The sequence below is a fragment of the Streptomyces sp. NPDC093568 genome (assembly GCF_044764945.1).
Lineage (GTDB): Bacteria > Actinomycetota > Actinomycetes > Streptomycetales > Streptomycetaceae > Streptomyces.
The window spans coordinates 113,268-135,507 of record NZ_JBIWJD010000010.1; the positions used below are offsets into that span (position 1 = coordinate 113,268).

Sequence of the window (22,240 nt, forward strand, 5' to 3'; positions counted from 1 at the left end):
GTCAACCCACCGTCCGCGCGCACGCTACGGTGGACCGGCCGAACTCTTCGGCAGCAGAACCCGCGTACTACGAGGTGGGGGCACAACAACGCCATGGCACAGGGCACGGTCCAGGTGACGCACACCGGTACATCGCGGTGGCGGCGCCGCACGGGTGAGTACGCGTCGCTCGCCGCCGCCCTGGAGGCCGCGGCCGACGGTGACGTCCTCACCGTCGCCCCCGGCACCTACCGGGAGAACCTCGTCGTCCAGCGGGCGGTGACCCTGCGCGGCCCCGAGGGCTCCCCCGGTTCGGTGCGGATCGCGCCCGTGGACGGTGTGCCGCTGACGGTGCGCGCCTCGGCCGTGGTTCAGGACCTGCATGTGGAGGGACAGGACGCGGCGGCGCCCGCGCTGCTGGTGGAGGAGGGTGCCCCGGAGCTGTCGGACGTACGGATCGTCACCCGCTCCGCGGCCGGGATCGAGGTGCGTGGCGGGGCGCGACCGACCGTGCGGCGCTGCACCGTCGACAACCCCGCGGGCATCGGCATCGCCGTACTGGACGGCGGTGGCGGGGTGTTCGAGGAGTGCGAGGTCGTCGCGGCCGGCCAGGCGGGCATCGCCGTGCGCGGCGGCGCGCACCCCCGCCTGGAGCGCTGCCGGGTGCACCACGCGGCGGGCTCGGGGCTGACGGCCACCGGGGAGAACTCCGCGCTGGAAGCCGTGGGTTGCGAGGTCTACGAGGTCCGCGGCTCGGGCGTCCAGATCACGGGCCGGGCCACCGCTCACCTCACGGACTGCGATGTGCACCGCACCACCGCCGACGGTGTCACGCTGGACACGGACGCGGTGCTGACGCTGGCGGACTGCCGTATCCACGACATCCCGGAGAACGCGGTCGACCTGCGCTCCCGTTCGGTGCTCACCCTGACCCGCACGACGGTGCGTCAGTTCGGGCGCAACGGCCTGTCGGTGTGGGATCCGGGCACGCGCGTGGACGCCAACCAGTGCGAGATCTTCGACAGCACCGGCGACTACCCGGCGGTCTGGGTCAGCGACGGCGCGACGGCGGTTCTCGACTCGTGCCGGGTGCACGACGTGCCGGACGCGTTGTTCGTCCTGGACCGCGGCTCCCGCGCGGACGTCGTCGACAGCGACCTCTCCCAGGTGCGCAACACAGCCGTGTCGGTGAGCGACGGCGCCACCGCCCAGCTCGACGACTGCCGGATCCGGGACGCGGCGACCGGCGCCTGGTTCCGCGACCACGGCAGCGGCGGCACCCTCAACAACTGCACCGTGGACGGCACCCAGACCGGCGTGATCGTCACCAAGGGCGCCGACCCGACCATAGAGCGCTGCACGGTCGACTCCCCCGCGGAGGCCGGGTTCTACGTCTCGGCGGGCGGGCGCGGCACCTTTCTGAACTGCCGGGTGCGGGGCAGCGCCGGATACGGCTTCCACGTGATCGACGGCTGCCGTACGACGCTGCGGAAGTGCCGTACGGAGCGGTGTGCGCGCGGGGGTTACGAGTTCGCCGACGCCGGCTCGGACGGGGCCTCCGGGGTGGGCCCCGACGTGGAGGACTGCACCAGCGACGAGAGCGCCGGGCTGAGGCAGCCGGCTGCGGCGCCGGAGCCGGTCGTGCAGACGGCCGGCCAGACCCCCGGTCTGCTCGGCGCGATCCCCGGCCAGCGCACCACCGAGCAGGAGGCGCTCGTCGCCGCCTCGCGGGCCGAGGAGCAGCCGACGCGGACCTCGAAGGCCGTGCTCGGTGAACTGGACGCGCTGGTGGGCCTGGAGAGCGTCAAGCGCGAGGTGCGCGCCCTCACCGACATGATCGAGGTGGGCCGGCGCCGCCAGCAGGCGGGCCTGAAGGCGGCCTCGGTCAAGCGGCATCTGGTCTTCACCGGCTCCCCCGGCACCGGCAAGACGACGGTCGCCCGTCTCTACGGCGAGATCCTCGCCTCCCTCGGCGTCCTGGAGAAGGGCCACCTGGTCGAGGTCTCCCGTGTCGACCTGGTCGGCGAGCACATCGGCTCCACGGCGATCCGCACCCAGGAGGCCTTCGACAAGGCGCGCGGCGGTGTGCTGTTCATCGACGAGGCGTACGCGCTGTCGCCGGAGGACTCGGGCCGGGACTTCGGCAAGGAGGCCATCGACACGCTGGTGAAGCTGATGGAGGACCACCGCGACGCGGTCGTGGTGATCGTCGCGGGCTACACGGCGGAGATGGAGCGCTTCCTGTCGGTCAACCCCGGTGTGGCGTCCCGTTTCTCACGCACCATCACCTTCAGCGACTACGGCCCCGACGAGCTGCTGCGGATCGTGGAGCAGCAGGCCGAGGAGCACGAGTACCGGCTCGGCGCCGGCGTCACCGAGGCCCTGCTGAAGTACTTCACGGCGATCCCCAAGGGCCCGGCGTTCGGCAACGGCCGCACCGCACGCCAGACCTTCGAGGCGATGGTGGAGCGGCACGCGAGCCGGGTCGCGCAGCTGGAGGAGCCGAGCACGGACGATCTGACGCTACTGTACGCGGACGACCTGCCGGAGCTGCTCTGACCCGACCCGGCAGGTCGCCCTTGGCTCAGCTCTCGGCCGCGGTCTCGGGCCGTTGCGCCGGCACCCCCGGCCTGAGCCGCGCGAGCAGCCGCTCCCGTTCCTTCGCGAACGCCGGGTCCGCCTGGTAGTCGCCGTGGCCCAGGATGGGTGCGGGCAGGGGGTGTTCGGGGGTGCGGCCGTAGGCCAGCGGGTCCCTGAGGGGCTCGCGGTCCACCTCGGGTGTGCAGCTGCCCGGCAGCCGGACCGGGCCGCCGATGGGGTCGGTGAGCCGGTACAGGTTGCGCCAGCAGTCGACGTCGGCGTGCAGGGAGGTCAGCGCGGCCTGGCCGAAGTGGGCCGGGAACCAGCGGCCGTACAGGCGCTCCAGCGGGGAACCGTAGGTCAGGAGCGCGACCCGTTTGCGGTCGGCCGGCGTCAGCTGCCAGGCCGCGGCGGCCGCGAGCACACTGCCCTGGGAGTGACCGGAGATGACCAGCCGCCGGCCGTCCTCCGCGCCGGTCCACGTGGCCATCCGCCAGGTCAGGTCGGGCACCGCGCGCTCGGCGTAGCAGGGCGGCGCGAAGGGGTGTGCGGCGCGCGGCCAGAAGGTGCCGACGTCCCACAGGATGCCGATGGTGCGCCGGGCGGAGGCGTCCTTGTAGGCGCGTCGCCCCCAGGTGACGAACAGTATGAAGCCGAAGCCGATCAGCCAGGAGCCCAGCGCCTGCGCGGTCTCGGCGGCGCCGTGGACGAAGGCGTACGTCCCGTCGGCGGCCTTGCTCGGTGTCGCGTCGGTCGTCAGGGCACCGACCAGGGCTCCGGCGCCCAGGAGCAGGGTGGCCGCGGAGGTGACGGCGACGAGGAGGGGCGCGCGGTCGGTGAGCGTCGCCATCGCGCGGGTCGTCGCGATACGCCGGGTGCGGGCGGGGTCCTGCGGCTCCCCCGTGTAGTCGAGCTCCACCGTGCCCAGCTCGGTCCGGCGCAGCCGCCACGCCCGCCACCCCAGCCCGCCGCAGAACAGCAGGACGAGGACCAGCAGCGGCGGGATCACGGACGCCTGCCAGGTCAGCAGCACGGGCGGTCCGACGATCGACGTGCCTGTGCCGTCCAGCCAGTCGGCCACCCGCTGGGAGACCCCGCCGGACATCACCCCGCCCAGAGCGCAAGCCAGCATCACCACGGCGGGTCCGCCGAGGCCGCGCATCGCGGCACGGGCGTCGGGCCGGGTGCGGTACAGGAGGTGGGCGACCACGGCGAGCACGATGACGAGCAGGCCCTGGATGAAGGCGATGGCGCCGAAGGTGGGGTCGCCCGGGAGGCGACCGGTCGACTGCCAGCCCGGCCGGTCCCACCCGGCGTACACCAGGGCGAGCGCCAGCAGGCCGAGGGCGGCGAGCGGCAGCCGTCGTACGAGATGCTCGTCCAGTTCCTGGCCGAGGCGGTTCTCGCTGCGGCCCCGGCGGCATACCACCCACACCACGACCGCCGCACAGGCGACGAGGGCCGCGTCCAGGGTCCACCCCAGGGTGTCGAGGAGCGCCGGTCCGCCGGGGCGGCGGTCGAAGCGGGCCGCCGCCGAGCCGACCGCGGCGGCGACCGTCAGCAGGCCGGCGGCGGTGTGGGCGGCGCGCAGCCGGGCCACGAGGCGACGGCCGTACCAGAAGCCGGGGCGGCCCAGGGAGCTGCCGCCGGTCTCCTCGTCGGGCTCGGGCTCACGGGCGATGGGCTGCTGGGACTCGTAGGCGCTCCAGGTGCGCCGGGAGAGGTACCACAGCAGGCCGGTCAGCGCGGCGGGCACCACGGCCGCGAGGGCGAGCCTGCGGCCGGGGTCGCTCCACCAGCCGCCGTTCGAGACCGTCGGGGACAGGAAGCCCAGCCAGCTGTGCCGGTCGGCGCACGCGCGTGTGCCCGCGCACTGCCAGGCCGCGAGGTCTAGGGCTACCTCGCACGCGGCCGCGACGAGCAGCACCGTGAGCGTCAGGCCCGCGAGCCGCACGAGCAGGCCGTACAGCCGTACCGTGCGCCCGTGGTCGCGGGCGGTGGGGCGCATCCAGTGGGCGAGGTTCACCACCATGAACGGCAGAAGTAACAGCCACAGGGCGCGTGCGCTGTTGCCCGAGGTGAGGTTGCACCAGACGTAGGCCTCGCGCACCGGTTCGCCCCGGTGGTCCTGCGGCCGGTCCTCGGCGTCGACGTCGTCGGCCCGCCGGAAGACGGCTGCCGTGTCGTCGCCGGTGATCCGCACGGTCCGCGGATCGTCGAGCATGTCCTCCGGTGTCTTGCCGCCGACCCCGTGGACCAGGAGTTCCAGGGCAATTCCGGTACCCGTCCGCCCCGTGCCCGGGTCGTCGGGCCCTTCCGTGGCGTCGTCCGCTCCGCGTCTCTCAGCCAGTTCCACTGTTCGCACTTCCCCCGTGACGAGCCGTCGGCTTCTGTCCGTGCGGGCACAAGGATCTCCGCCCGGAGGCGTCCGTACACCTCTCGTCACGGAATCTCCCCGTTCCGTGTGAAGAACCGGGGAACGGAGGATGCCGAGATGACATGCACGCATCGTGACAGCCAGTGGCGCGGCGGGTACCGACCCATGCGAGGATGAGACGCCCCGCGCACGTGGAGGGGCGAGAATGTCCTTGTGGGAGGGGTTGCGGGGGGCATGTCGGACGGCGGCGGCGAAAGGACCGGAGCGTACGTGAGCGAGAATCAGAACCTCCTCGCGGAGCAGCGGCGCGCCCTGATTCTGGACGAGGTACGGCGCCGCGGCGGTGTGCGTGTCAATGAGCTGACGCGCAAGCTCGGCGTGTCGGACATGACGGTGCGCCGCGATCTCGACGCGCTCGCCCGGCAGGGCGTGCTGGAGAAGGTGCACGGCGGCGCGGTCCCGGTGGTCGAGGCCAGCACGCACGAGCCGGGTTTCGAGGCCAAGTCGGGTCTGGAGCTGACGGCCAAGGAGGACATCGCGCGGGCGGCGGCCGAGCTGGTCGCGCCGGGCAGCGCGATCGCGCTGTCGGGCGGTACGACGACGTACGCGCTGGCGCAGCAGCTGGTCGAGGTTCCCGACCTCACCGTGGTCACGAACTCGGTGCGGGTGGCCGACGTCTTTCACGTGGCGCAGCGCACCACGGGCCCCCGGCAGGGCGCGGCCACGGTGGTGCTGACCGGCGGGGTGCGCACGCCGTCCGACTCGCTGGTGGGCCCGGTGGCCGACCAGGCGATCGCGGCGCTCCACTTCGATGTGCTGTTCCTCGGTGTGCACGGCATATCGGTGGAGGCCGGCCTGTCCACGCCGAACCTCGCGGAGGCCGAGACCAACCGGCGGCTGGTGCAGTCGGCGCGGCGGGTCGTGGTGGTCGCCGACCACACCAAGTGGGGTGTGGTGGGGCTGAGTTCCTTCGCGGCGCTGGATCAGGTCGACACGCTGGTGACGGACGCCGGGCTGGCGACCGACGCGCGCTCGGGGATCGCCGAGCACCTGCGCCGGCTGGTGGTGGCCGGTGAGCCCGATGAGGGTGCAGACATCTGACGAGGCGCCAGCTATGGTGACGCTGCCCGGAGCGGCTTCGGCATAGGGGGTTTCGTCCATGGCTCACCTGCTGCGCGAGGTGGGGATCGACTTCGTCGGGACCGCACCCGTACGTCATGTCTTCGCGCGGGAGATCTCCGCTCCCCCGGAGACGGTGTACCGGGCGCTCGCGGAGGACGTGGCCGCCTGGCCGCAGTGGTTCTCGGCGGTGACGCTGGCGCGTCCGCTCGACGAGGGAGCCCGGCGCGAGGTCCGGCTCAAGGGCGGCACGCGTTTCGAGGAGACGATCCTGGCGGCGAAGAGCCCCGAGGTGTACGCCTACCGCGTCGACCTCACCAACGCGGCGGGGGCGCGGGCCATGGTCGAGGAGTGGCGGCTCGCCCCGGCGGGGGCGGGAACCCGGGTCCAGTGGACCTTCGCTGTCGACGGTACGGCGCCCTTCCGGTTCGTCTTCGGCCTCGCGCGGGCCGGCCTCGGCAAGGCGTTCAGGGACGCGGTGACGTCCCTGGACCGGCGGCTGGCCGCGGCGGCACGCTGAGGCCGGCGGGTCACTCGGGCCAAGCGGGAACCCGGGTCCAGTGGACCTTCGCCGTCGACGGTACGGCGCCCTTCCGGTTCGTGTTCGGCCTGGCGCGGGCCGGCCTCGGCAAGGCGTTCAGGGACGCGGTGACGTCCCTGGACCGGCGGCTGGCCGCGGCGGCACGCTGAGGCCGCCGGGTCACTCGGGCCACACGCCCGTCTCCAGCAGCTGCTCGATGGCCGTGGCGTACGGCGCGATGTCCAGGCCCTGCCCGGCCAGCCACGCGTCCGAGTAGTACTTGTCGAGGTAGCGGTCCCCGGGGTCGCACAGCAGGGTCACGACGCTCCCCTGCCGTCCCTCGGCCACCATCTCGGCGACGATCTTCAGCGAGCTCCACAGCCCGGTGCCGGTGGAGCCGCCCGCCTTGCGGCCGATGGCCCGCTCCAGGGCGCGCACGGCGGCCACGCTCGCCGCGTCCGGCACCTTCATCATCCGGTCGATGGCGCCGGGCACGAAGCTCGGCTCCATGCGCGGCCGGCCGATGCCCTCGATGCGGGAGCCGCAGTCGCAGGTGACGTCCGGATCGCCGGTGGTCCAGCCCTCGAAGAAACAGGAGTTGTCGGGATCGGCGACGCAGATGCGGGTGTCGTACTGCATGTAGTGGACGTACCGGGCGAGGGTCGCGGAGGTGCCGCCGGTGCCGGCCGTGGCGACGATCCACGCGGGCTCCGGGAACCGTTCCAGGCGGAGCTGGCGGAAGATGGACTCGGCGATGTTGTTGTTGCCGCGCCAGTCCGTGGCCCGTTCGGCGTAGGTGAACTGGTCCATGTAGTGGCCGCCGGTCTCCACCGCGAGCCGGGCGGACTCCTCGTACATCTTGCGCGAGTCGTCCACGAAGTGGCACTGGCCGCCGTGGAACTCGATCAGACGGCACTTCTCGGCGCTCGTCGTGCGCGGCATGACGGCGATGAAGGGCACGCCGATCAGCTTGGCGAAGTACGCCTCGGAGACGGCCGTCGAGCCGCTGGACGCCTCGATCACCGGGCGGCCCGGCCGGATCCAGCCATTGCACAGGCCGTACAGGAAGAGGGAACGGGCCAGGCGGTGCTTGAGGCTGCCGGTGGGGTGGGTCGACTCGTCCTTGAGGTACAGGTCGATGCCCCACTGCTCGGGGAGCGGGAAGCGCAGGAGGTGCGTGTCGGCCGAGCGGTTGGCGTCGGCCTGGACCTTGCGTACGGCTTCTTTCAGCCAGTCGCGGTAGTGGGCGTCGGTGCGGTCGACGTCGAGGGTCACGCCGGACGGGGTCTGCTGGAGGGTACTCACGGCGCTGCTCCTCGTGCTGTGCGGCGGCGCCGAATCGCGCGGCCGTCGCTTCGAGCATAAACACCTTCCGCACGCTTCTCACCTGCATAAACACACCTTTGAGAGCCTCAAAGGCAGCCCTGGGCCGATGGCCTCACGGGGCTCTGGGGGCGCATTCGCGCGAGTGCTTCCAACGCCCCCGGCCAGGCATGACGTGCGTACTGGTGTCCGGCGCGGTACGCGGGCAGACTGCACCGGACGGGACAGCGATCCCGAGCGGGGGCACACTGGATCACGACCAGAGCCGGCCGCGGCCCGCACGGGACGGACCGGCACACCGAGGCGCACTAAGGGGCGGGGCATGGCTGAGCCGGAGTTCAGGGCCACGGGCGTGCGGATCGGGAAGCGGCTGCGCTCGCTGACCCGGGCCGGGCAGATACGGATCAGCGACGGCAGGGTGCAGCTGCTCACCAGCTACGGCAGTGAGATCGACAGCGCGCCGGTGCAGGCGGTACGGGCGTCCAAGCCCTGGTTCGCCCCGGACGACCGGGCCCTCGCGGACCTCAACGGCAATCGCTATTCACTGACTTTGGGCGATCACGACCCCGCTCCGGGCGAGCCGGGTCCGCCCGCGGCGCGCCGGTTCATCGAGGCCGTACGGAAGGCCGCCGGGCGCAAGGGCTGAGTCACCGCGAGTTGCGGTCCCGCACCCCCTGCGTCACGCTGGTCTCACGTCACTCTGGGTTTACCGGCGATAACGCTGCGAACCAGCCCGCCGGCCACGACAGCAGGCGGCCGTTTTCCTCAAGGACCCTGCTGGATCCGTACTTCGTGTTCTTCCGGACCTCTTCAGTCGGGGAGTCGCAGCCGTGATCAAGTACCCAAGCAGGCACTGCACGGTGGAGCTCCAAGCCCTGCCGTCGCGGATCGGTCAGGTCCGCAGAATCGTATCGGCGCACTTGCGCTACTGGCATCTGGACGCCTTGATAGACCGCGCCGCGCTCGGTGTGACCGAGCTGTTGACCAACGTCCACCAGCATGCCCAGCCGGACAAGACGTGCACCGTGGAGATCGAGCTGCTGCTCGACCGGCTGATGGTCTCGGTGCGCGACACCGACCCGCGGCTGCCGGTCGTGGCGGACGTCGGCAAAGCCGACTCCCTCGCCACCTGCGGGCGCGGGCTGGCGATGGTGGCCGCGGTCAGCGAGAGCTGGGGCGTACGGCCGGACGGCGAGTCCGGCAAGGTCGTGTGGTTCGCGCTCACGACACCGGTCGTGTCGGCACGGGCGGCGGCCGCGCGCCCGCCGAGGCGGACGGCGATGGCCGTGGAGAAGCCCGTACGGCAGTTCGCGGAGGTCGCGCAGCGGGTGGACCTGCGTCGGCCGGAGCACGCTCCCGCCCGGTCGGCCGTTGTGGGCTGACCGGGCGGTGAGGGGGATCTGGCTGCCGGGTGACCCCGTGCTGGGGTGAGCCGGCCCGGCCGGGTCACTCCGTGGCGATGGCCCGCAGGACGTCCAGGCGTGCCGCGCGGCGCGCCGGGCGCAGGCCCGCGAGAGCTCCGGCCGTCAGGCCGACCAGGGCCACGACCACGAGTTGCAGGGGCGGTATCGCGAAGGCGAAGGCGCTGTCGCTCGCGCCGTCGGACGCCTTGACCAGGACCCAGCCGAGGAAGCCGCCGAGGGCGAGGCCGCCGGCGGTGCCGAAGGCGGCCACCAGGACCGACTCCCAGCGGACCATCGCGCGCAGTTGGGACCGGGTCTGGCCGACGGCCCGCAGCAGCCCGAGTTCGCGGGTGCGCTCGTGGATGGCCAGGGTCAGGGTGTTGGCGATGCCGAGCAGGGCGATGAGGACCGCGAGGGCGAGCAGCGCGTAGACGAGTGTGAGCATCATGTCGATGCCGCCCGCCGAGGACTGCGCGTACTCGTCGCGGGTCTGCACCTCGGGGTTGCCGTATCCGTCGGCGACCTTCTCGACCGCCGCCTTGCCGGCGTCCGTGCCGACGCCGTCCTTGAAGGAGACGGCGATCAGGGTGTCGGCGTCCTGGGTGCGGTGCGGGGCCCAGGCGTCGCGGGTGATGACGTAGTCGCCGGCGAGTTCGGACTGGCCGTAGACCGCGCGGACGGTGAAGTTCTCCGTACGGCCGTCGGTGAAGGTGAGACGGGTCTTGTCGCCGGTCGTCAGGTGCTGTTTGCCGGCCTCCTTCTCGGTGATGGCGATGCCGTCCGTACCGAGGTCGCGCAGGGAGCCGTGGACGGCGCCGAGGTCGAAGGTGCGCTCCAGGGCGACCGGGTCGGTGACCGTCAGGGCCCTGCCCTCGCCGTCGACTTCGGCGACGCCGCGGCCGAGGCCGACGGCCGTGTCCACCTCGGGCAGCCGCTGGACCGCGTCGGCCAGACGCGGGCTCAGGCCGCTGCCGCCCGCGCCGAACGACGGGGTGCTCACGGCCACGTCGCCCGCGAAGGAACGGGACACGGTCTGGTCCATGGTCGCCTTCAGCGAGGCTCCGAACACCGTGAACAGCGACACCACCGCCACGCCGATCATCAGCGCGCTCGCCGTGGCCGCCGTGCGCTTCGGGCTGCGCAGGGCGTTGCGCCGGGCGAGGCCGCCGGTGACGCCGCGCAGCCGGTCGAGGGGGCCGCCGAGGATCCGTACGGCCGTCGTGGAGGCGACCGGGCCGAGGACAACGAAGGCGACCAGGGCGAGGACCGCGCCGGTGCCCGCCAGCCAGAGGGACGGGGAGACCAGGACGCCGGTGAGCGTCACGGCGATGGCGAGGGCGATGAGGCCCAGTCCGGTGACGGCACGCGGCCGGGAGGCGCCGGAGGTGTCGACGGACGTCTCGCGCAGCGCGGCCAGCGGTGCGGTGCGGCCGGCGCGGACCGCGGGCAGCAGGGCGGAGCCGAGGCAGACCACGACGCCGACCGCGAGCGGCAGGGCCATGGAGAGGGCGCTGATGACCAAGTCGCCCTCGGGGAAGGGGAATCCGATCGCCGGGAACAGCGCCTGGAGCCCGGCCGCGATCCCGATGCCGCCCGCGAGTCCGGCCACGGAGGCGGCGACGGCCACGGCGGTGGCCTCGACGAGGGTCGACGCGGTGACCTGGCGGCGCGAGGCGCCCAGGGCGCGCAACAGGGCGTTCTCGCGGGTGCGCTGGGCCACGACGATCGCGAAGGTGTTGTGGATGGAGAAGGTCGCGACGAGCAGGGCGACGCCGGAGAAGACCAGCAGGAAGGTGGTGAAGACGGACAGGAACTGGCTGGAGATCATGTCGGTGTTCTCGGCGGCCGACTCCTGACCGGTGATCGCCTCGACTCCCTTGGGCAGTACGGGCGTCAGGGCGTCCACCAGTTCCTCCTGGCTGACGCCGGGACCGGCCCGCACCTGGATGCTCGTGGCCTCGCCCGGCCCGGCGGTGAGGTACTTCTCCGCGTCGGCCTGGGTCATGCCGGTGAAGGTCACCTGGGCCATGCCGTCCTCGCCGCCGAAGGTCGCGAGGCCGACGATCGTCACCTTGACGGGGTCCGGCGTACGCAGGGTCGTCGTGTCGCCGATCCGCAGGTCGCCGCGTTCGGCGGTGCCGCGGTCGATGACGACCTCGCCGGACTTCCCGGGGACGCGGCCGTCGGCGAGCTGGTACGCGTTGAGTTCGGGGTCGCCGATCCAGTTGCCGGCAAGGGTGGGCGGGCCCTGGCCGCCGATCGGGTCGCCGTCCTTGCCGACGAGTTGGCCGGCGCCCTGAATGCTGGGCGCCGCGGCCGCGACGCCGGGGACCTTTTCGACGGTGCGCACGAGGTCCGTGCCGACGGGTTCGCGTACGCCCTGGCTCTCGCCGGGCGTGGTGATGGCGTCGGCGCTGCGGACGACGGCGTCGGTGCCGCTGGTCGCGTTACCGAACATGGTGTCGAAGCTGGCGCGCAGCGTGTCGCCCATGACGAGGGTTCCGGCGAGGAACGCCACGCCGAGGAACACCGCGAGGAACGTGCCGGCGAAGCGTCGCTTGTGGGCGCGCAGGGAGGACACGCTCAGGCGGACGGATGCGTTCATGACGGCACCTCGAAGGCTTTCATGCGGTCCAGGACCTTGTCGGCGGTCGGGGATTCCATCCGGTCGACCAGGCGCCCGTCGGCGAGGAACACGACCTCGTCCGCGTGGGCGGCGGCCACCGGGTCGTGGGTGACCATGACGACCGTGCGGGAGGTCTGGCGCACCGTGCGGCCGAGCAGCCCGAGGACCTCCCCGCCGGAGCGGGAGTCGAGGTTGCCGGTCGGCTCGTCGGCGAACACGACGTCGGGCCGGCCGGCGAAGGCGCGGGCCACCGCGACGCGCTGCTGCTGGCCGCCGGAGAGCTCGGAGGGGCGGTGGTGGAGCCGGTCGCGCAGGCCGACTACGTCGATCAGCGCGTCGATCCATTCCTTGTCGCCGCGGCCGCCCTTGCCGCCCGCGAGGTCCAGCGGCAGCGTGATGTTCTCCGCGACGGTCAGCGTCGGCACCAGGTTGAAGGCCTGGAAGACGAAGCCGACCCGGTCGCGGCGCAGGAGGGTGAGGCGGCGGTCGTCGAGACTGCTCAGCTCGGTGTCGCCGATGTGGGCGGTGCCCGAGGTGAGCGTGTCGAGGCCGGCCGCGCAGTGCATCAGCGTCGACTTGCCGGAGCCCGAGGGCCCCATGATCGCGGTGAAGCGGCCGACCGGGAAGTCGACGCTCACCCCGTCCAGGGCCCTCACGCTGGTGTCGCCGCTGCCGTACACCTTCACGGCGTCCACGACGCGGGCGGCCGCCGGCGTGATCGTCACCGCGCTCGTGGCGCTCGTGGCCGTCATGCCGCACCGCCCTTGCCCTTGCCCTTGCGGCCGAACTGCTCGTCCCGGACGGACAGCCGGCGCCAGTACTCGTCCTCGTCGATCTCGCCGGAGGCGAAGCGGTGGCCGAGGACGGTGATGGGCGAGTTGTCGTCCTCGGCGGACCGCCAGGGGCCTCGGCGCCCGCGCCACACCGTGCGGCGCAGCAGGGTGATGCCGCCGATCACGACGGCCGCCCAGATCAGCGGGAAGAAGAGGATCCACGGGCCGGGGCCGCCGTCCGCGAAGTGAGCCAGGGTCTGCATCTCGAGTCATCTCCCGAGTCGTTTCGGTCGGGTGGTTCGGGTGGTTCGGGTGGTTCGGGTCGTTCCGGTCGTTCGGTGATGTCTCGAGACTCGCGCCGGGAGGGGGTCCGGGTCGTCGTACGGCCAGCGGCAGTGCGTGTACCTCGCGGGGAGTAGGACGGGCTGGTGGCGCTGCTCCGAAAGGCCTTCGGAGGGCCTTCGGAAGCGCCTTCGGAGGGCCTCGACTTCTGTAACTACTAGTATGTACAGTCTCCCTATGAGCACCTCGGACCGGCTGATCGAGTCCACCCGTGAGCTGCTGTGGGAGCGCGGTTATGTGGGCACCAGCCCCAAGGCGATCCTGGAGCACTCGGGCGCCGGGCAGGGCAGCATGTACCACCACTTCAAGGGGAAGCAGGACCTCGCGCTGACCGCGATCACGCGGACCGCCGAGGAGATGCGGGCTACCGCCGCGGGAGTACTCGACGGGCCGGGAACGCCGTACGAGCGCATCGAGACGTATCTGCGGCGCGAGCGGGACGTGCTGCGCGGCTGTCCGATCGGGCGGCTGACGATGGATCCGGACGTGATCGCGAGCGACGAGCTGCGGGCGCCGGTCGACGAGACCCTCAACTGGTTGCGGGAGCGGCTCGCGGCGATCGTCGAGGAGGGCCGGGAACAGGGCCAGTTCGCGGCGGGACTCGACGGTGAGTCGGTCGCGGCGACGATCGTCGCGACCCTCCAGGGCGGCTATGTCCTCGCTCGCGCGTCCGGTTCGGCGGCGGCCTTCGACGCGAGCGTCCGGGGCCTGCTGTCGCTGCTCGCCCCGCACGCTGACGCCCGCACACCTTGAGGACCCCGCCTCCCCTAGCACCCCGCGCACCCTTGAAAACCCCGTACTTCTTGCGGGAGAAGGGAATTCGGCATGCATGCCATGCAGTACTCGTTCACGTTGCCCGCCGACTACGACATGGGCGTCATCCGCTCCCGTGTCGCCCGCCTCGGACATCTGCTGGACGGCTGGGAGGGCCTCGGCATCAAGGCGTATCTGCTGCGGGAGCGCGGGGTGCACGGGTCGCCGGTCAACCAGTACGGGTCCTTCTACCTCTGGAACACCATGGAGGGCATGAACGCCTTCCTGTGGGGAGGCGCCTTCCAGGGGCCCGTGAACGACTTCGGGCGGCCCCGGATACGGCGGTGGACGGGGCTCGCGTACGCGGAGGGCGGCGCCGCGGACTCCCCCGCCCAGTTCGCCGCGCGTCGGCGCCGACCCGTGCCGGACGGTGTGGAGTTGGCCGCGTTCATGGCGGAATCGGCGGACGCTGCCGGTGAGTTGGCCAAACGGGACGAGGTCGTACTGGCCGCCGCCGCGGTGGACACGTGTGCCTGGGAGGTGGTCCACTTCTCGCTCTGGGACCGCGAGCCGCCCCAGGCCGAGGGCGAGGTGTACCAGGTGCTTCACCTGTCGGCGCCGGAGCGCGGCGCGTTGCCGCGGGGGCGGCAGTGGTGAGTGCGGTCCCTACGGTGAAGTGACCCCGCGAGGAAGGCGGAAGACATGGCGCTGGAGATGCGCGACCGGTGTGAGCGCTGCGAGACGGCGGCACTGCCGCCCGACGCCCCGGCCAGCATCTGCTCGTACGAGTGCACCTTCTGCGTCCCCTGCACGGAGGCGATGCGGGGCGTCTGCCCCAACTGCGGCGGCGAGCTGGTGACGAGGCCGCGCCGCCGGTGAGGGGTCGCGCGGGATCGCGCGACCGGTCGCGGTGCTGACAAGGCTCTGGTCCCTGACATCTGTCAGGGACCAGAGCCTTTGCCCGGCCGCAATGCTTGGCCACTTGGAAGCGGCCGGGCCGACCACAGCCGCCCGGCACCGACGAGGACGGAGGAAACTGTGACGGCACGGTTTCGCACGAAGGCCGGCGTGAGCGCAGCGGCACTGCTGATGGCGGCGGCCTGGGGTGTGGCCTCGGCACCATCGGCGTCGGCCGCCGTGTCGGACTGCCCCAGGGAACACGTCTGCGTATGGAACAACGACGTGGCGTGGGGTCAGCCGACGTGGAAGTCGACGGGGAACCTGTACGACCTGCACTCGGAGCACGGGATGGTCATCGTCAACAACGGTGTGCGCTACCCGGGGGCGGACCACATCTGGTACAACCTCACCGCCCAGGCCGGTGGCAACTTCAAGGGGTGCCTGCACTACCCCAACGACGAGAACATGACCACCTACCTGGGCCCCGTCACCCTGCACAGCGCGGTGTGGGGCGGCGAATGCTGAGCTGAGCGCCTGCCGACCGGATCCGGGCAGGCTCTACGCCCTGCCCCGGTCCAGTCGGCCGATGCGGGCCACGTTCTCCCGGTCGTCGGCGTCGGCGCTCGCCTCGGCGGCGAACCAGGCGTCGAGGATTTCCTTGAGCAGGGGGCCCGACGTCAGGCGGAGGCTGAGGGCGAGGACGTTGGCGTCGTTCCAGCGGCGGGCGCCGTCGGCGGTGTAGGCGTCGGTGCACAGGGCGGCCCGTACGCCCGGCACCTTGTTCGCGGCGATGGAGGCGCCGGTGCCGGTCCAGCAGCACACGACCGCCTGGTCGGCGGTGCCGTCGGCGACCTCGCGGGCGGCCGCCTCCGAGCAGGCGGCCCACTGCGGGTCGGCGCCGGGGCTGAGCGCACCGTACGCCACCACCTCGTGGCCGCGAGCGCGCAGCTCGGTGACGAGTGTGCGCGCCACCGGTTCGTCCATGTCCGAGGAAACGGAGATCCGCATGCCCCCGAGCCTACTCGGCGCCGCTCGGCCCGCCGGGGCGCACGAGGGCACGCCCGCGATGCGACGCGCGCTCGGTCCGCCGCCGCCCGGTCAGGCCAGCGCCCCCAGCGGATCGTCCAGCACCGGCTGCCACGCCGACTCGGCCGCGCCAATCAGGCATGGCACGCCCGCAGTGCGACACGCGCTCGGTCCACCGCCCCCCGGTCAGGCCAGCGCCCCCAACGGATCGTCCAGCACCGGCTGCCACGCCAACTCGGCCGCGCCGACCAGGCTGTTGTGGTCGAGGGTGCACGCGAGGATCGGGACGCTGCCGCTCTGACCCCACAGGCTGCGGTCGGCGACGACGGCCCGCAGACGGTCGGGGTCGGCGTCGAGCAGGGTGCGGTGGAGGCCGCCGAGGATGATGCGGTCGGGGTTGAGGATGTTGACCAGGCCGGCCAGGCCCAGGCCGAGGCGGTCGATGAGGGCCTCGGTGGCCGTGCGGATCGTCGGGTCGTCGTAGTGGTTGCCGATCAGGTCCTTGGACTGCTGGAGCAGCGAGACCTCGGGGCCCGGCTGGCGGCCCGCCGCCGTGAGGAAGGCCAGCGGGTCGGCCTCGACGTCGAGACAGCCGCGGCTGCCGCAGTGGCAGGGTCTGCCCTCGGGGTTCACGGTGAGGTGGCCGACCTCCAGGGCCAGACCCGAACTGCCGGTGTGCAGGCGGCCGTCCAGCACCAGCGCGCCGCCGACTCCCCGGTGTCCGGTGGCCACGCACAGCAGGTCGCGGGCGCCGCGCCCGGCGCCGTGCCGGTGCTCGGCGAGCGCGGCGAGGTTGACGTCGTTTCCGGTGAACGCCGGGCCGGTGATCCCGGCCGCGCGCACGCACTCCGCGAAGATACGGCGCACCGGGGCGCCGACGGGCCAGGCGAGGTGCAGGGGGTTGAGCGCGAGCCCGTCGGGTTCGGCGACGGCGGACGGTACGGCGAGTCCGGCGCCGACGCAGCGCCGTCCGGTCGTGCGCAGCAGGTCGGCGCCCGCTTCGACGACCGAGCCGAGCACCTTGGCCGGGTCGGCGTCGACGGTCTCGCAGCCCGGCGCGGTGGCGACGATGCGGCCGCCGAGACCCACCAGCGCCGCCCGGAAGCCGTCGGCGTGCACCTGGGCGGCGAGGACCACGGGCCCGTCCTCGGCGACCGCCAGCCGGTGCGAGGGGCGCCCCTGGGAACCGGCGGCCGCGCCGGGCCGGGCGTCGACCCGGATCAGCCCGAGCGCCTCCAGCTCGGCGGCGACCGCGCCGGCCGTCGCCCGGGTCACCCCGAGCTCGGCGGTGAGCACGGCGCGCGTGGGCGCGCGGCCGGTGTGCACGAGCTCCAACGCGGGTCCGAGCGCACCGCGCCCCCGGTCCAACCGCGTCCTCGAGGTGGTCCCATCCCCCGCCGGCCGGGGGTCCGCCTTGCCGCTCATGAGGGCGAGTCTCCCATGATCCGCAGCCGCGGCGGTCTACAGCCCGCTCACTCTGAGCGTGACGTTCAACCGTCCGGTCAGTCCCAACTCGGGCGGCGCGGTGCCGGGGTGCACCTTCGGTACGCCGTGGTAGGCGAGCCGCGAAGGACCGCCGAACACGAACAGGTCGCCGCTGCGCAGTTCGACGTCCGTGTACGGCCGGGTCCGGGTCTCGGTGTTGCCGAAGCGGAAGACGCAGGTGTCACCGAGGCTCAGGGACACGACCGGTGCCTGCGACTTCTCGTCGCTGTCGCGGTGCATGCCCATGCGGGCGTCGGCGTCGTAGAAGTTGATCAGCGCGATGTCGTAGGCCTCCCCCGCCCGGTCCAAGGCGTCCCGCACCGCACGGCGGCCCAGCTCGCCCAGCCAGGCGGGGAACGGCTTCACCGGGGTGCCGTCGCCGTCGACGACCGTGCGGGAGTAGGCGTAGGGGTACCAGTGCCAGCCGAGGCAGACCTGCCGGGCGGTCATCGTGCCGCCGCCGGGAGTGCGCACGGTACGCAGGCCGGCCGGTGGGCGGGCCCACTCACGGCAGGCCGCCAGCAGCTCGCGCTGACCCTCGGCGTCCAGCCAGTCGGGCACGTGCACCGCGCCCGGAGCCACCTCCGTACGGTCCCGCGGGAACAGCTCGGCGTCCATCTCCCCATCCTCCCCCACCGGCCGTGAGCTGCGGCTCGGCTAGCCTGGACGCACGATGAACGACCGTATGACGACGCCGTGGGGCGAGCTCGCGCTGACCCGTTTCCCCGAGGACCCGCGCGACAGGCTGCGTGCCTGGGACGCCTCCGACGAGTACCTGCTCCGGTACCTGGCTCAGGAGGAGATCGCGCTGTCCGGCTCGGTCGTGGTCGTCGGTGACCGCTGGGGAGCCCTGGTCACGGCACTCGCGGCGCACCGGCCGACGCAGATCACGGACTCCTTTCTGACCCAGGAGGCGACCCGCGCCAACCTCGCCCGGCAAGGGTTGGAGCCCGGCGGGGTCCGGCTGCTCACCACGCGGGACACCCCGCCGGACCGGGTCGACGTGCTGCTCGTGCGGGTGCCGAAGAGCCTCGCGCTGCTGGAGGACCAGCTGCTCAGGCTGGCGCCCGCGGTGCACGAGGGCACGGTGGTCGTGGGCACGGGCATGGTGAAGGAGATCCACACCTCCACGCTCGAGCTGTTCGAGCGGCTGCTCGGCCCGACCCGCACCTCGCTCGCGGAGAAGAAGGCCCGGCTGATCTTCTGCGCCCCCCGGCCCTCGGCGGAGCGGCCCGCGAACCCGTGGCCGTACACCTACACGCTCCCGGACGGCATCGGTGCGGTCTCGGGGCGCACGGTCGTCAATCACGCGGGCGTCTTCTGCGCGGACCGGCTCGACATCGGCACGCGGTTCTTCCTGGGCCATCTGCCGGACGGGAAGGGGGCCCGGCGGGTCGTGGACCTCGGGTGCGGCAACGGTGTCGTCGGTACGGCGGTGGCGCTGGCGAACCCGCAGGCGGAGGTGCTGTTCGTGGACGAGTCCTTCCAGGCCGTGGCCTCGGCGGAGGCGACGTACCGGGCGAACGGGGTGCCGGGGCACGCCGAGTTCCGGGTCGGTGACGGGATGGCGGGCGTGCCGGACGGCAGTGTCGACCTCGTGCTCAACAATCCGCCGTTCCACTCCCACCAGGCGACGAGCGACGCGACGGCCTGGCGGATGTTCAGCGGGGCGCGGCGCGCGCTCGGGCCGGGCGGTGAGCTGTGGGTGATCGGCAACCGGCATCTCGGGTACCACGTGAAGCTGCGGCGGCTGTTCGGCAACAGTGAGCTCGTGGCGAGCGACCCGAAGTTCGTGGTGCTGCGGGCGGTCAGGAAGTGACGGTCAGGGAGCCCTCAGTACGCCGATGAGGGCGGCGACCGCCCGCACCATCGCCTCGCGGCCCACGCTCAGGTACTTGCGCGAGTCGACGGCCTCGGGGTTCGCGGCGAGGTAGTCGCGGATGGCGCTCGTCATCGCGATGTTGAGGGCCGTGCCGATGTTGACCTTGGCGATACCGCCCGCGACCGCCGCGGCGAGTTCGCCGTCCGGGACGCCCGAGGAGCCGTGCAGGACGAGGGGGACGTCCAGGGTGGCGGCGAGGCGCTTGAGGAGTTCGTGGTCGAGGGCGGCCGTGCGGGTGGTCATGGCGTGCGAGCTGCCGATGGCGACGGCGAGGGCGTCGACCCCGGAGTCGGCGACGAAGGCGTGGGCCTCGGTCGGGTCGGTGCGGGCGCCCGGGGCGTGGGCGTCGAGCGGCGGCTCGCCGTTCTTGCCGCCAACCCGCCCCAACTCGGCCTCGATCCACAGGCCCTGGGCGTGCGCCCAGTCCACGGCCGCCTTCGTCGCGGCGAGGTTGTCCAGGTACGGCAGGCGGGCCGCGTCGTACATCACGGAGCTGAACCCGGCGTCGGGCGCCTGGCGCAGCAGGTCGTCGCTCTGGATGTGGTCGAGGTGCAGGGCGACGGGGACGGCGGCGCGTTCGGCGGCGGCGACGGCAGCGCGGGCGAGCGGCAGCAGCCGTCCGTAGCGGAACTTGACGGCGTTCTCGCTGACTTGGAGGACGACGGGCGAACTCACCGACTCGGCACCGGCGATGACGGCCTCGACGTGCTCCAGGGTGATGACGTTGAACGCGGCGACGGCCGAACGGGCCGCGGTGGCACGGTTGATGAGCTCACCGGTGGTGGCGAGAGGCACGTCCTGTTCCTTTCTCGGCGCCCGTCAGGAGGCGTCAGGGGGCGAGGATCACCGAGCGGGTGAGGTGGCGCGGCCGGTCCGGGTCGAGGCCGCGGGCGGCGGCGACGGCGACGGCGAGCCGCTGGGCGCGGACGAGTTCGGCGAGCGGGTCGAGACGGCCCTCGATCCACAGGCCGCCTGTGACGCGGACCTGTTCGGCGAGTCCCTCGGGTGCCTCGCCGAACATCCAGGTCGCCGTGCCGCTCGTCGTGATGCTGATCGGGCCGTGGCGGTACTCCATCGCGGGGTAGGCCTCGGTCCAGGACAGCGACGCCTCGCGCATCTTCAGCCCGGCCTCGTTGGCCAGGCCCACGGTCCAGCCGCGGCCGAGGAAGGTGAACTGCCCGCACTCCACGAGCCCTTCGGGCAGGTCGGCGGCGAGCGCGGCACGGGCGTCGGCGACGACGGCGTCGGTGTGCAGGCCGAGGTGGGCGCGCAGCAGGGTGAGGGCGGTGGTGGCGAAGCGGGTCTGTACGACGGATCGCTCGTCCGCATATGCGAGGACGACGACGTCGTCGGCGGCGGTCATGACGGGGGTGTCCGGGTCGCCGGTGATCGCCGTGGTGCGGGTGCGGCCCTTCAGGCGTCCCAGCAGTTCGAGCACCTCGGTGGTGGTGCCGGAGCGGGTCAGGGCGACGACTCGGTCGTACGTCCGTCCGGGCGGGAACTCCGACGCGGCGAAGGCGTCCGTCTCACCCTGGCCCGCGCTCTCGCGCAGGGCGGCGCACGCCTGGGCCATGAAGTACGACGTGCCGCAGCCGACGATCGCGACCCGCTCCCCCGGCGCCGGCAGCACCCCGCCGAGGCCGGCCGCCTCGGACGCGGCGCGGGTCCAGCACTCGGGCTGGCTGTTCAGCTCGTCCTCGACATGGGTCATGCCGACACCCTCCCGGCCTTCGACAGGCAAATGCTTGTTCTTGCAAGATATCGCGAGCTTTCGAGCATAATCAAGCAATCGGCTGAGATGCGTGCGCTATGGTCGCCGGGAAGATCGAGGATGGGAGGGCCGATGTCGCGCGACGCCCGCTGGAAGGCGCTGCTGGAACTGCTCGTCGAGCGGGGCCGGCTGGACGTCGAGGAGGCGGCCGCCGAGCTGGCGGTGTCGGCCGCCACGATCCGCCGCGACTTCGATCAGCTCGCCGAGCAGCAGATGCTGGTCCGCACGCGGGGCGGCGCGGTCGTGCACGGGGTGTCGTACGAGCTGCCGCTGCGCTACAAGACGGCCCGCCACGCCTCCGAGAAACAGCGCGTCGCCAAGGCGGTGGCCGATCTGATCGCCCCCGGCGAGGCCGTCGGCCTGACCGGCGGCACGACGACCACCGAGGTGGCGCGCGCGCTGGCCGTGCGCAGCGACCTGGGCTCCGGCGCGCCCGCTCTGACCGTGGTCACGAACGCGCTCAACATCGCCAACGAGCTGGCCGTACGCCCGCAGTTCAAGATCGTGCTCACCGGTGGGGTCGCACGTCCGCAGTCGTACGAGCTCATCGGCCCGCTCGCCGACGCGGTGCTGGCCCAGATCACCCTCGACGTGGCGGTGCTCGGCGTCGTCGCCTTCGACCTCACCCACGGCGCCGCCGCCCACGACGAGGCGGAGGCGGCGATCAACCGCCTGCTGTGCGAGCGCGCCGAGCGGGTGATCGTGGCGGCGGACTCCAGCAAGCTGGGCCGCCGCGCGTTCGCCCGGATCTGCGCGGCGGACACGGTGGACACGCTGGTCACGGACTCGGCGGCGGACCCGGACACGGTGCGGGGCTTCGAGGAGGCGGGGTTGCGGGTCGTCACGGTCTGAGCGGCGGCGGCCGACGCGGGCGACCGCCTCTGCGATGCGGTGGGCCGTGGTCCCCTCCTCACGTCCCCTCGGCGGTCAGCCGGCCGATCAACCTGATGACCTGCCTTCGGGTGGCGAGTCGGCGGGCGAGGAAGGCCATGATCCGGTTCAGCCGTCCGGCGATGACGCTGGGCGGCGGGTTTCTGCGGTCCAGGGCGGCCAGCGCGGTGCGGACGACGTCTTCGGCCAAACACACCCCCGAGCGGGTCCTGGAGCTGTCCCGCCTCATTTTCGACACCCCCTCGCTGCACGCCCGCTACATCGAGAAGCGACTTCGCTGGCAGGCCGAGCTCGTCCCGGTCGTCGCGGCACGGCTGGGACCCGGTCCTGCCCCCGACGCCGCCTCCGATCCACGCGCCAGGGCGATCGTCGCGACGGTCTTCGCCTGCGTCGACACGGCGACCGAGCTGTGGGCCAGGCACGACGGGCGGCCCGACCTGGCGGACCTCTACGACCAGTGCCTCGCGGCGGTGCGCGGCACCGACTGACC

General features: G+C 72.7%; 23 protein-coding genes and 1 pseudogene. 13 read left to right on the plus strand and 11 right to left on the minus strand.

Translation table 11 applies throughout. The features are described from left to right. Positions 1 to 93 precede the first annotated feature (93 nt). Positions 94 to 2,538 (plus strand): right-handed parallel beta-helix repeat-containing protein, encoded by a 2,445-nt coding sequence (locus ACIRD7_RS33575; RefSeq protein ID WP_403459486.1) that lies wholly within the window; start codon positions 94 to 96, stop codon positions 2,536 to 2,538. Between the two features lie 25 nt (positions 2,539 to 2,563). Here ACIRD7_RS33575 and ACIRD7_RS33580 read toward each other — a convergent pair whose 3' ends face one another. Continuing rightward, a complete protein-coding gene (locus ACIRD7_RS33580; RefSeq protein WP_403459488.1) occupies positions 2,564 to 4,915 on the minus strand; it encodes a hypothetical protein in 2,352 nt (783 codons plus the stop codon). A 291-nt stretch (positions 4,916 to 5,206) separates the two neighbouring features. Here ACIRD7_RS33580 and ACIRD7_RS33585 point away from each other — a divergent pair, with 291 nt between their 5' ends. The 3 genes and pseudogenes from ACIRD7_RS33585 to ACIRD7_RS33595 all read left to right on the plus strand — a co-directional run. After that, positions 5,207 to 6,037 carry a DeoR/GlpR family DNA-binding transcription regulator gene (locus tag ACIRD7_RS33585; protein ID WP_403459490.1) on the plus strand — a complete coding sequence of 277 codons (831 nt, stop codon included), beginning with the start codon at positions 5,207 to 5,209 and terminating at the stop codon, positions 6,035 to 6,037. Between the two features lie 58 nt (positions 6,038 to 6,095). After that, positions 6,096 to 6,575, plus strand: a complete 480-nt coding sequence (locus ACIRD7_RS33590) for an SRPBCC family protein (RefSeq protein ID WP_403459491.1) — start codon at positions 6,096 to 6,098, stop codon at positions 6,573 to 6,575. Between the two features lie 23 nt (positions 6,576 to 6,598). After that, positions 6,599 to 6,745, plus strand: a pseudogene (locus tag ACIRD7_RS33595) (SRPBCC family protein); the annotation flags it as partial. A gap of 10 nt (positions 6,746 to 6,755) precedes the next feature. On the opposite strand, the gene ACIRD7_RS33600 reads toward ACIRD7_RS33595, so the two are convergent. Then, a complete protein-coding gene (locus ACIRD7_RS33600) occupies positions 6,756 to 7,880 on the minus strand; it encodes a PLP-dependent cysteine synthase family protein (RefSeq protein WP_403459493.1) in 1,125 nt (374 codons plus the stop codon). A gap of 340 nt (positions 7,881 to 8,220) precedes the next feature. Between ACIRD7_RS33600 and ACIRD7_RS33605 the strand changes: the two genes are divergently transcribed. Both ACIRD7_RS33605 and ACIRD7_RS33610 read left to right on the plus strand, forming a co-directional pair. After that, on the plus strand, positions 8,221 to 8,544 hold the full coding sequence (locus ACIRD7_RS33605; protein WP_403459495.1) for a hypothetical protein: 324 nt from the start codon (positions 8,221 to 8,223) through the stop codon (positions 8,542 to 8,544). Between the two features lie 184 nt (positions 8,545 to 8,728). Continuing rightward, positions 8,729 to 9,280 carry an ATP-binding protein gene (locus ACIRD7_RS33610; protein ID WP_403459498.1) on the plus strand — a complete coding sequence of 184 codons (552 nt, stop codon included), beginning with the start codon at positions 8,729 to 8,731 and terminating at the stop codon, positions 9,278 to 9,280. Positions 9,281 to 9,344: 64 nt separating this feature from the next. Here the strand turns inward: ACIRD7_RS33610 and ACIRD7_RS33615 are convergent, their stop codons facing one another. Genes ACIRD7_RS33615 through ACIRD7_RS33625 form a run of 3 tightly spaced genes read right to left on the minus strand, consistent with a single transcriptional unit; the run spans position 9,345 to position 12,963 of the window. Further along, a complete protein-coding gene (locus ACIRD7_RS33615) occupies positions 9,345 to 11,906 on the minus strand; it encodes an ABC transporter permease (protein WP_403459499.1) in 2,562 nt (853 codons plus the stop codon). After that, on the minus strand, positions 11,903 to 12,679 hold the full coding sequence (locus ACIRD7_RS33620) for an ABC transporter ATP-binding protein (RefSeq protein ID WP_403459501.1): 777 nt from the start codon (positions 12,677 to 12,679) through the stop codon (positions 11,903 to 11,905). The genes ACIRD7_RS33615 and ACIRD7_RS33620 overlap by 4 nt, the downstream gene beginning before the upstream one ends. Beyond that, positions 12,676 to 12,963, minus strand: coding sequence for an SHOCT domain-containing protein (locus ACIRD7_RS33625; RefSeq protein ID WP_403459502.1), 288 nt, complete (start codon positions 12,961 to 12,963; stop codon positions 12,676 to 12,678). The genes ACIRD7_RS33620 and ACIRD7_RS33625 overlap by 4 nt, the downstream gene beginning before the upstream one ends. Before the next feature lie 256 nt (positions 12,964 to 13,219). Between ACIRD7_RS33625 and ACIRD7_RS33630 the strand changes: the two genes are divergently transcribed. The 4 genes from ACIRD7_RS33630 (at position 13,220) to ACIRD7_RS33645 (ending at position 15,220) form a co-directional block, all read left to right on the plus strand. After that, positions 13,220 to 13,795, plus strand: a complete 576-nt coding sequence (locus ACIRD7_RS33630) for a TetR/AcrR family transcriptional regulator (protein WP_403459503.1) — start codon at positions 13,220 to 13,222, stop codon at positions 13,793 to 13,795. A 72-nt stretch (positions 13,796 to 13,867) separates the two neighbouring features. After that, positions 13,868 to 14,452: a DUF4865 family protein gene (locus ACIRD7_RS33635; RefSeq protein ID WP_403459506.1), complete on the plus strand. Its 585-nt coding sequence runs from the start codon at positions 13,868 to 13,870 to the stop codon at positions 14,450 to 14,452. Positions 14,453 to 14,497: 45 nt separating this feature from the next. Next, complete coding sequence (locus ACIRD7_RS33640) at positions 14,498 to 14,674, plus strand: DUF1272 domain-containing protein (protein WP_403459507.1); 177 nt, start codon at positions 14,498 to 14,500, stop codon at positions 14,672 to 14,674. 189 nt (positions 14,675 to 14,863) lie between these two features. Beyond that, positions 14,864 to 15,220, plus strand: coding sequence for a peptidase inhibitor family I36 protein (locus tag ACIRD7_RS33645; protein WP_403459508.1), 357 nt, complete (start codon positions 14,864 to 14,866; stop codon positions 15,218 to 15,220). A gap of 33 nt (positions 15,221 to 15,253) precedes the next feature. On the opposite strand, the gene ACIRD7_RS33650 is transcribed toward ACIRD7_RS33645, so the two are convergent. From ACIRD7_RS33650 to ACIRD7_RS33660, 3 genes are all read right to left on the minus strand, one after another. Continuing rightward, positions 15,254 to 15,703 carry an RpiB/LacA/LacB family sugar-phosphate isomerase gene (locus tag ACIRD7_RS33650; RefSeq protein ID WP_403459509.1) on the minus strand — a complete coding sequence of 150 codons (450 nt, stop codon included), beginning with the start codon at positions 15,701 to 15,703 and terminating at the stop codon, positions 15,254 to 15,256. 204 nt (positions 15,704 to 15,907) lie between these two features. Beyond that, positions 15,908 to 17,146: an ROK family protein gene (locus ACIRD7_RS33655; RefSeq protein WP_403459510.1), complete on the minus strand. Its 1,239-nt coding sequence runs from the start codon at positions 17,144 to 17,146 to the stop codon at positions 15,908 to 15,910. A gap of 36 nt (positions 17,147 to 17,182) precedes the next feature. Further along, complete coding sequence (locus ACIRD7_RS33660; RefSeq protein ID WP_403459512.1) at positions 17,183 to 17,824, minus strand: alpha-ketoglutarate-dependent dioxygenase AlkB family protein; 642 nt, start codon at positions 17,822 to 17,824, stop codon at positions 17,183 to 17,185. 67 nt (positions 17,825 to 17,891) lie between these two features. On the opposite strand from ACIRD7_RS33660, the gene ACIRD7_RS33665 reads away from it, so the two are divergent. Then, positions 17,892 to 19,025: a methyltransferase gene (locus ACIRD7_RS33665; protein WP_403459714.1), complete on the plus strand. Its 1,134-nt coding sequence runs from the start codon at positions 17,892 to 17,894 to the stop codon at positions 19,023 to 19,025. 3 nt (positions 19,026 to 19,028) lie between these two features. Here the strand turns inward: ACIRD7_RS33665 and ACIRD7_RS33670 are convergent, their stop codons facing one another. Both ACIRD7_RS33670 and ACIRD7_RS33675 read right to left on the minus strand, forming a co-directional pair. Continuing rightward, the gene (locus ACIRD7_RS33670) at positions 19,029 to 19,883 is read right to left on the minus strand and encodes a ketose-bisphosphate aldolase (protein ID WP_403459514.1); all 855 of its coding nucleotides are present in this window, start codon (positions 19,881 to 19,883) and stop codon (positions 19,029 to 19,031) included. A 34-nt stretch (positions 19,884 to 19,917) separates the two neighbouring features. Beyond that, a complete protein-coding gene (locus ACIRD7_RS33675) occupies positions 19,918 to 20,799 on the minus strand; it encodes an SIS domain-containing protein (RefSeq protein ID WP_403459515.1) in 882 nt (293 codons plus the stop codon). 132 nt (positions 20,800 to 20,931) lie between these two features. On the opposite strand from ACIRD7_RS33675, the gene ACIRD7_RS33680 reads away from it, so the two are divergent. Then, positions 20,932 to 21,711 (plus strand): DeoR/GlpR family DNA-binding transcription regulator, encoded by a 780-nt coding sequence (locus ACIRD7_RS33680; RefSeq protein ID WP_403459516.1) that lies wholly within the window; start codon positions 20,932 to 20,934, stop codon positions 21,709 to 21,711. A 58-nt stretch (positions 21,712 to 21,769) separates the two neighbouring features. Here the strand turns inward: ACIRD7_RS33680 and ACIRD7_RS33685 are convergent, their stop codons facing one another. Further along, complete coding sequence (locus tag ACIRD7_RS33685; RefSeq protein WP_403459518.1) at positions 21,770 to 21,940, minus strand: hypothetical protein; 171 nt, start codon at positions 21,938 to 21,940, stop codon at positions 21,770 to 21,772. On the opposite strand from ACIRD7_RS33685, the gene ACIRD7_RS33690 reads away from it, so the two are divergent. Further along, positions 21,918 to 22,238, plus strand: a complete 321-nt coding sequence (locus ACIRD7_RS33690; protein ID WP_403459520.1) for a hypothetical protein — start codon at positions 21,918 to 21,920, stop codon at positions 22,236 to 22,238. The genes ACIRD7_RS33685 and ACIRD7_RS33690 overlap by 23 nt on opposite strands. The last annotated feature ends 2 nt before the right edge of the window (positions 22,239 to 22,240 follow it).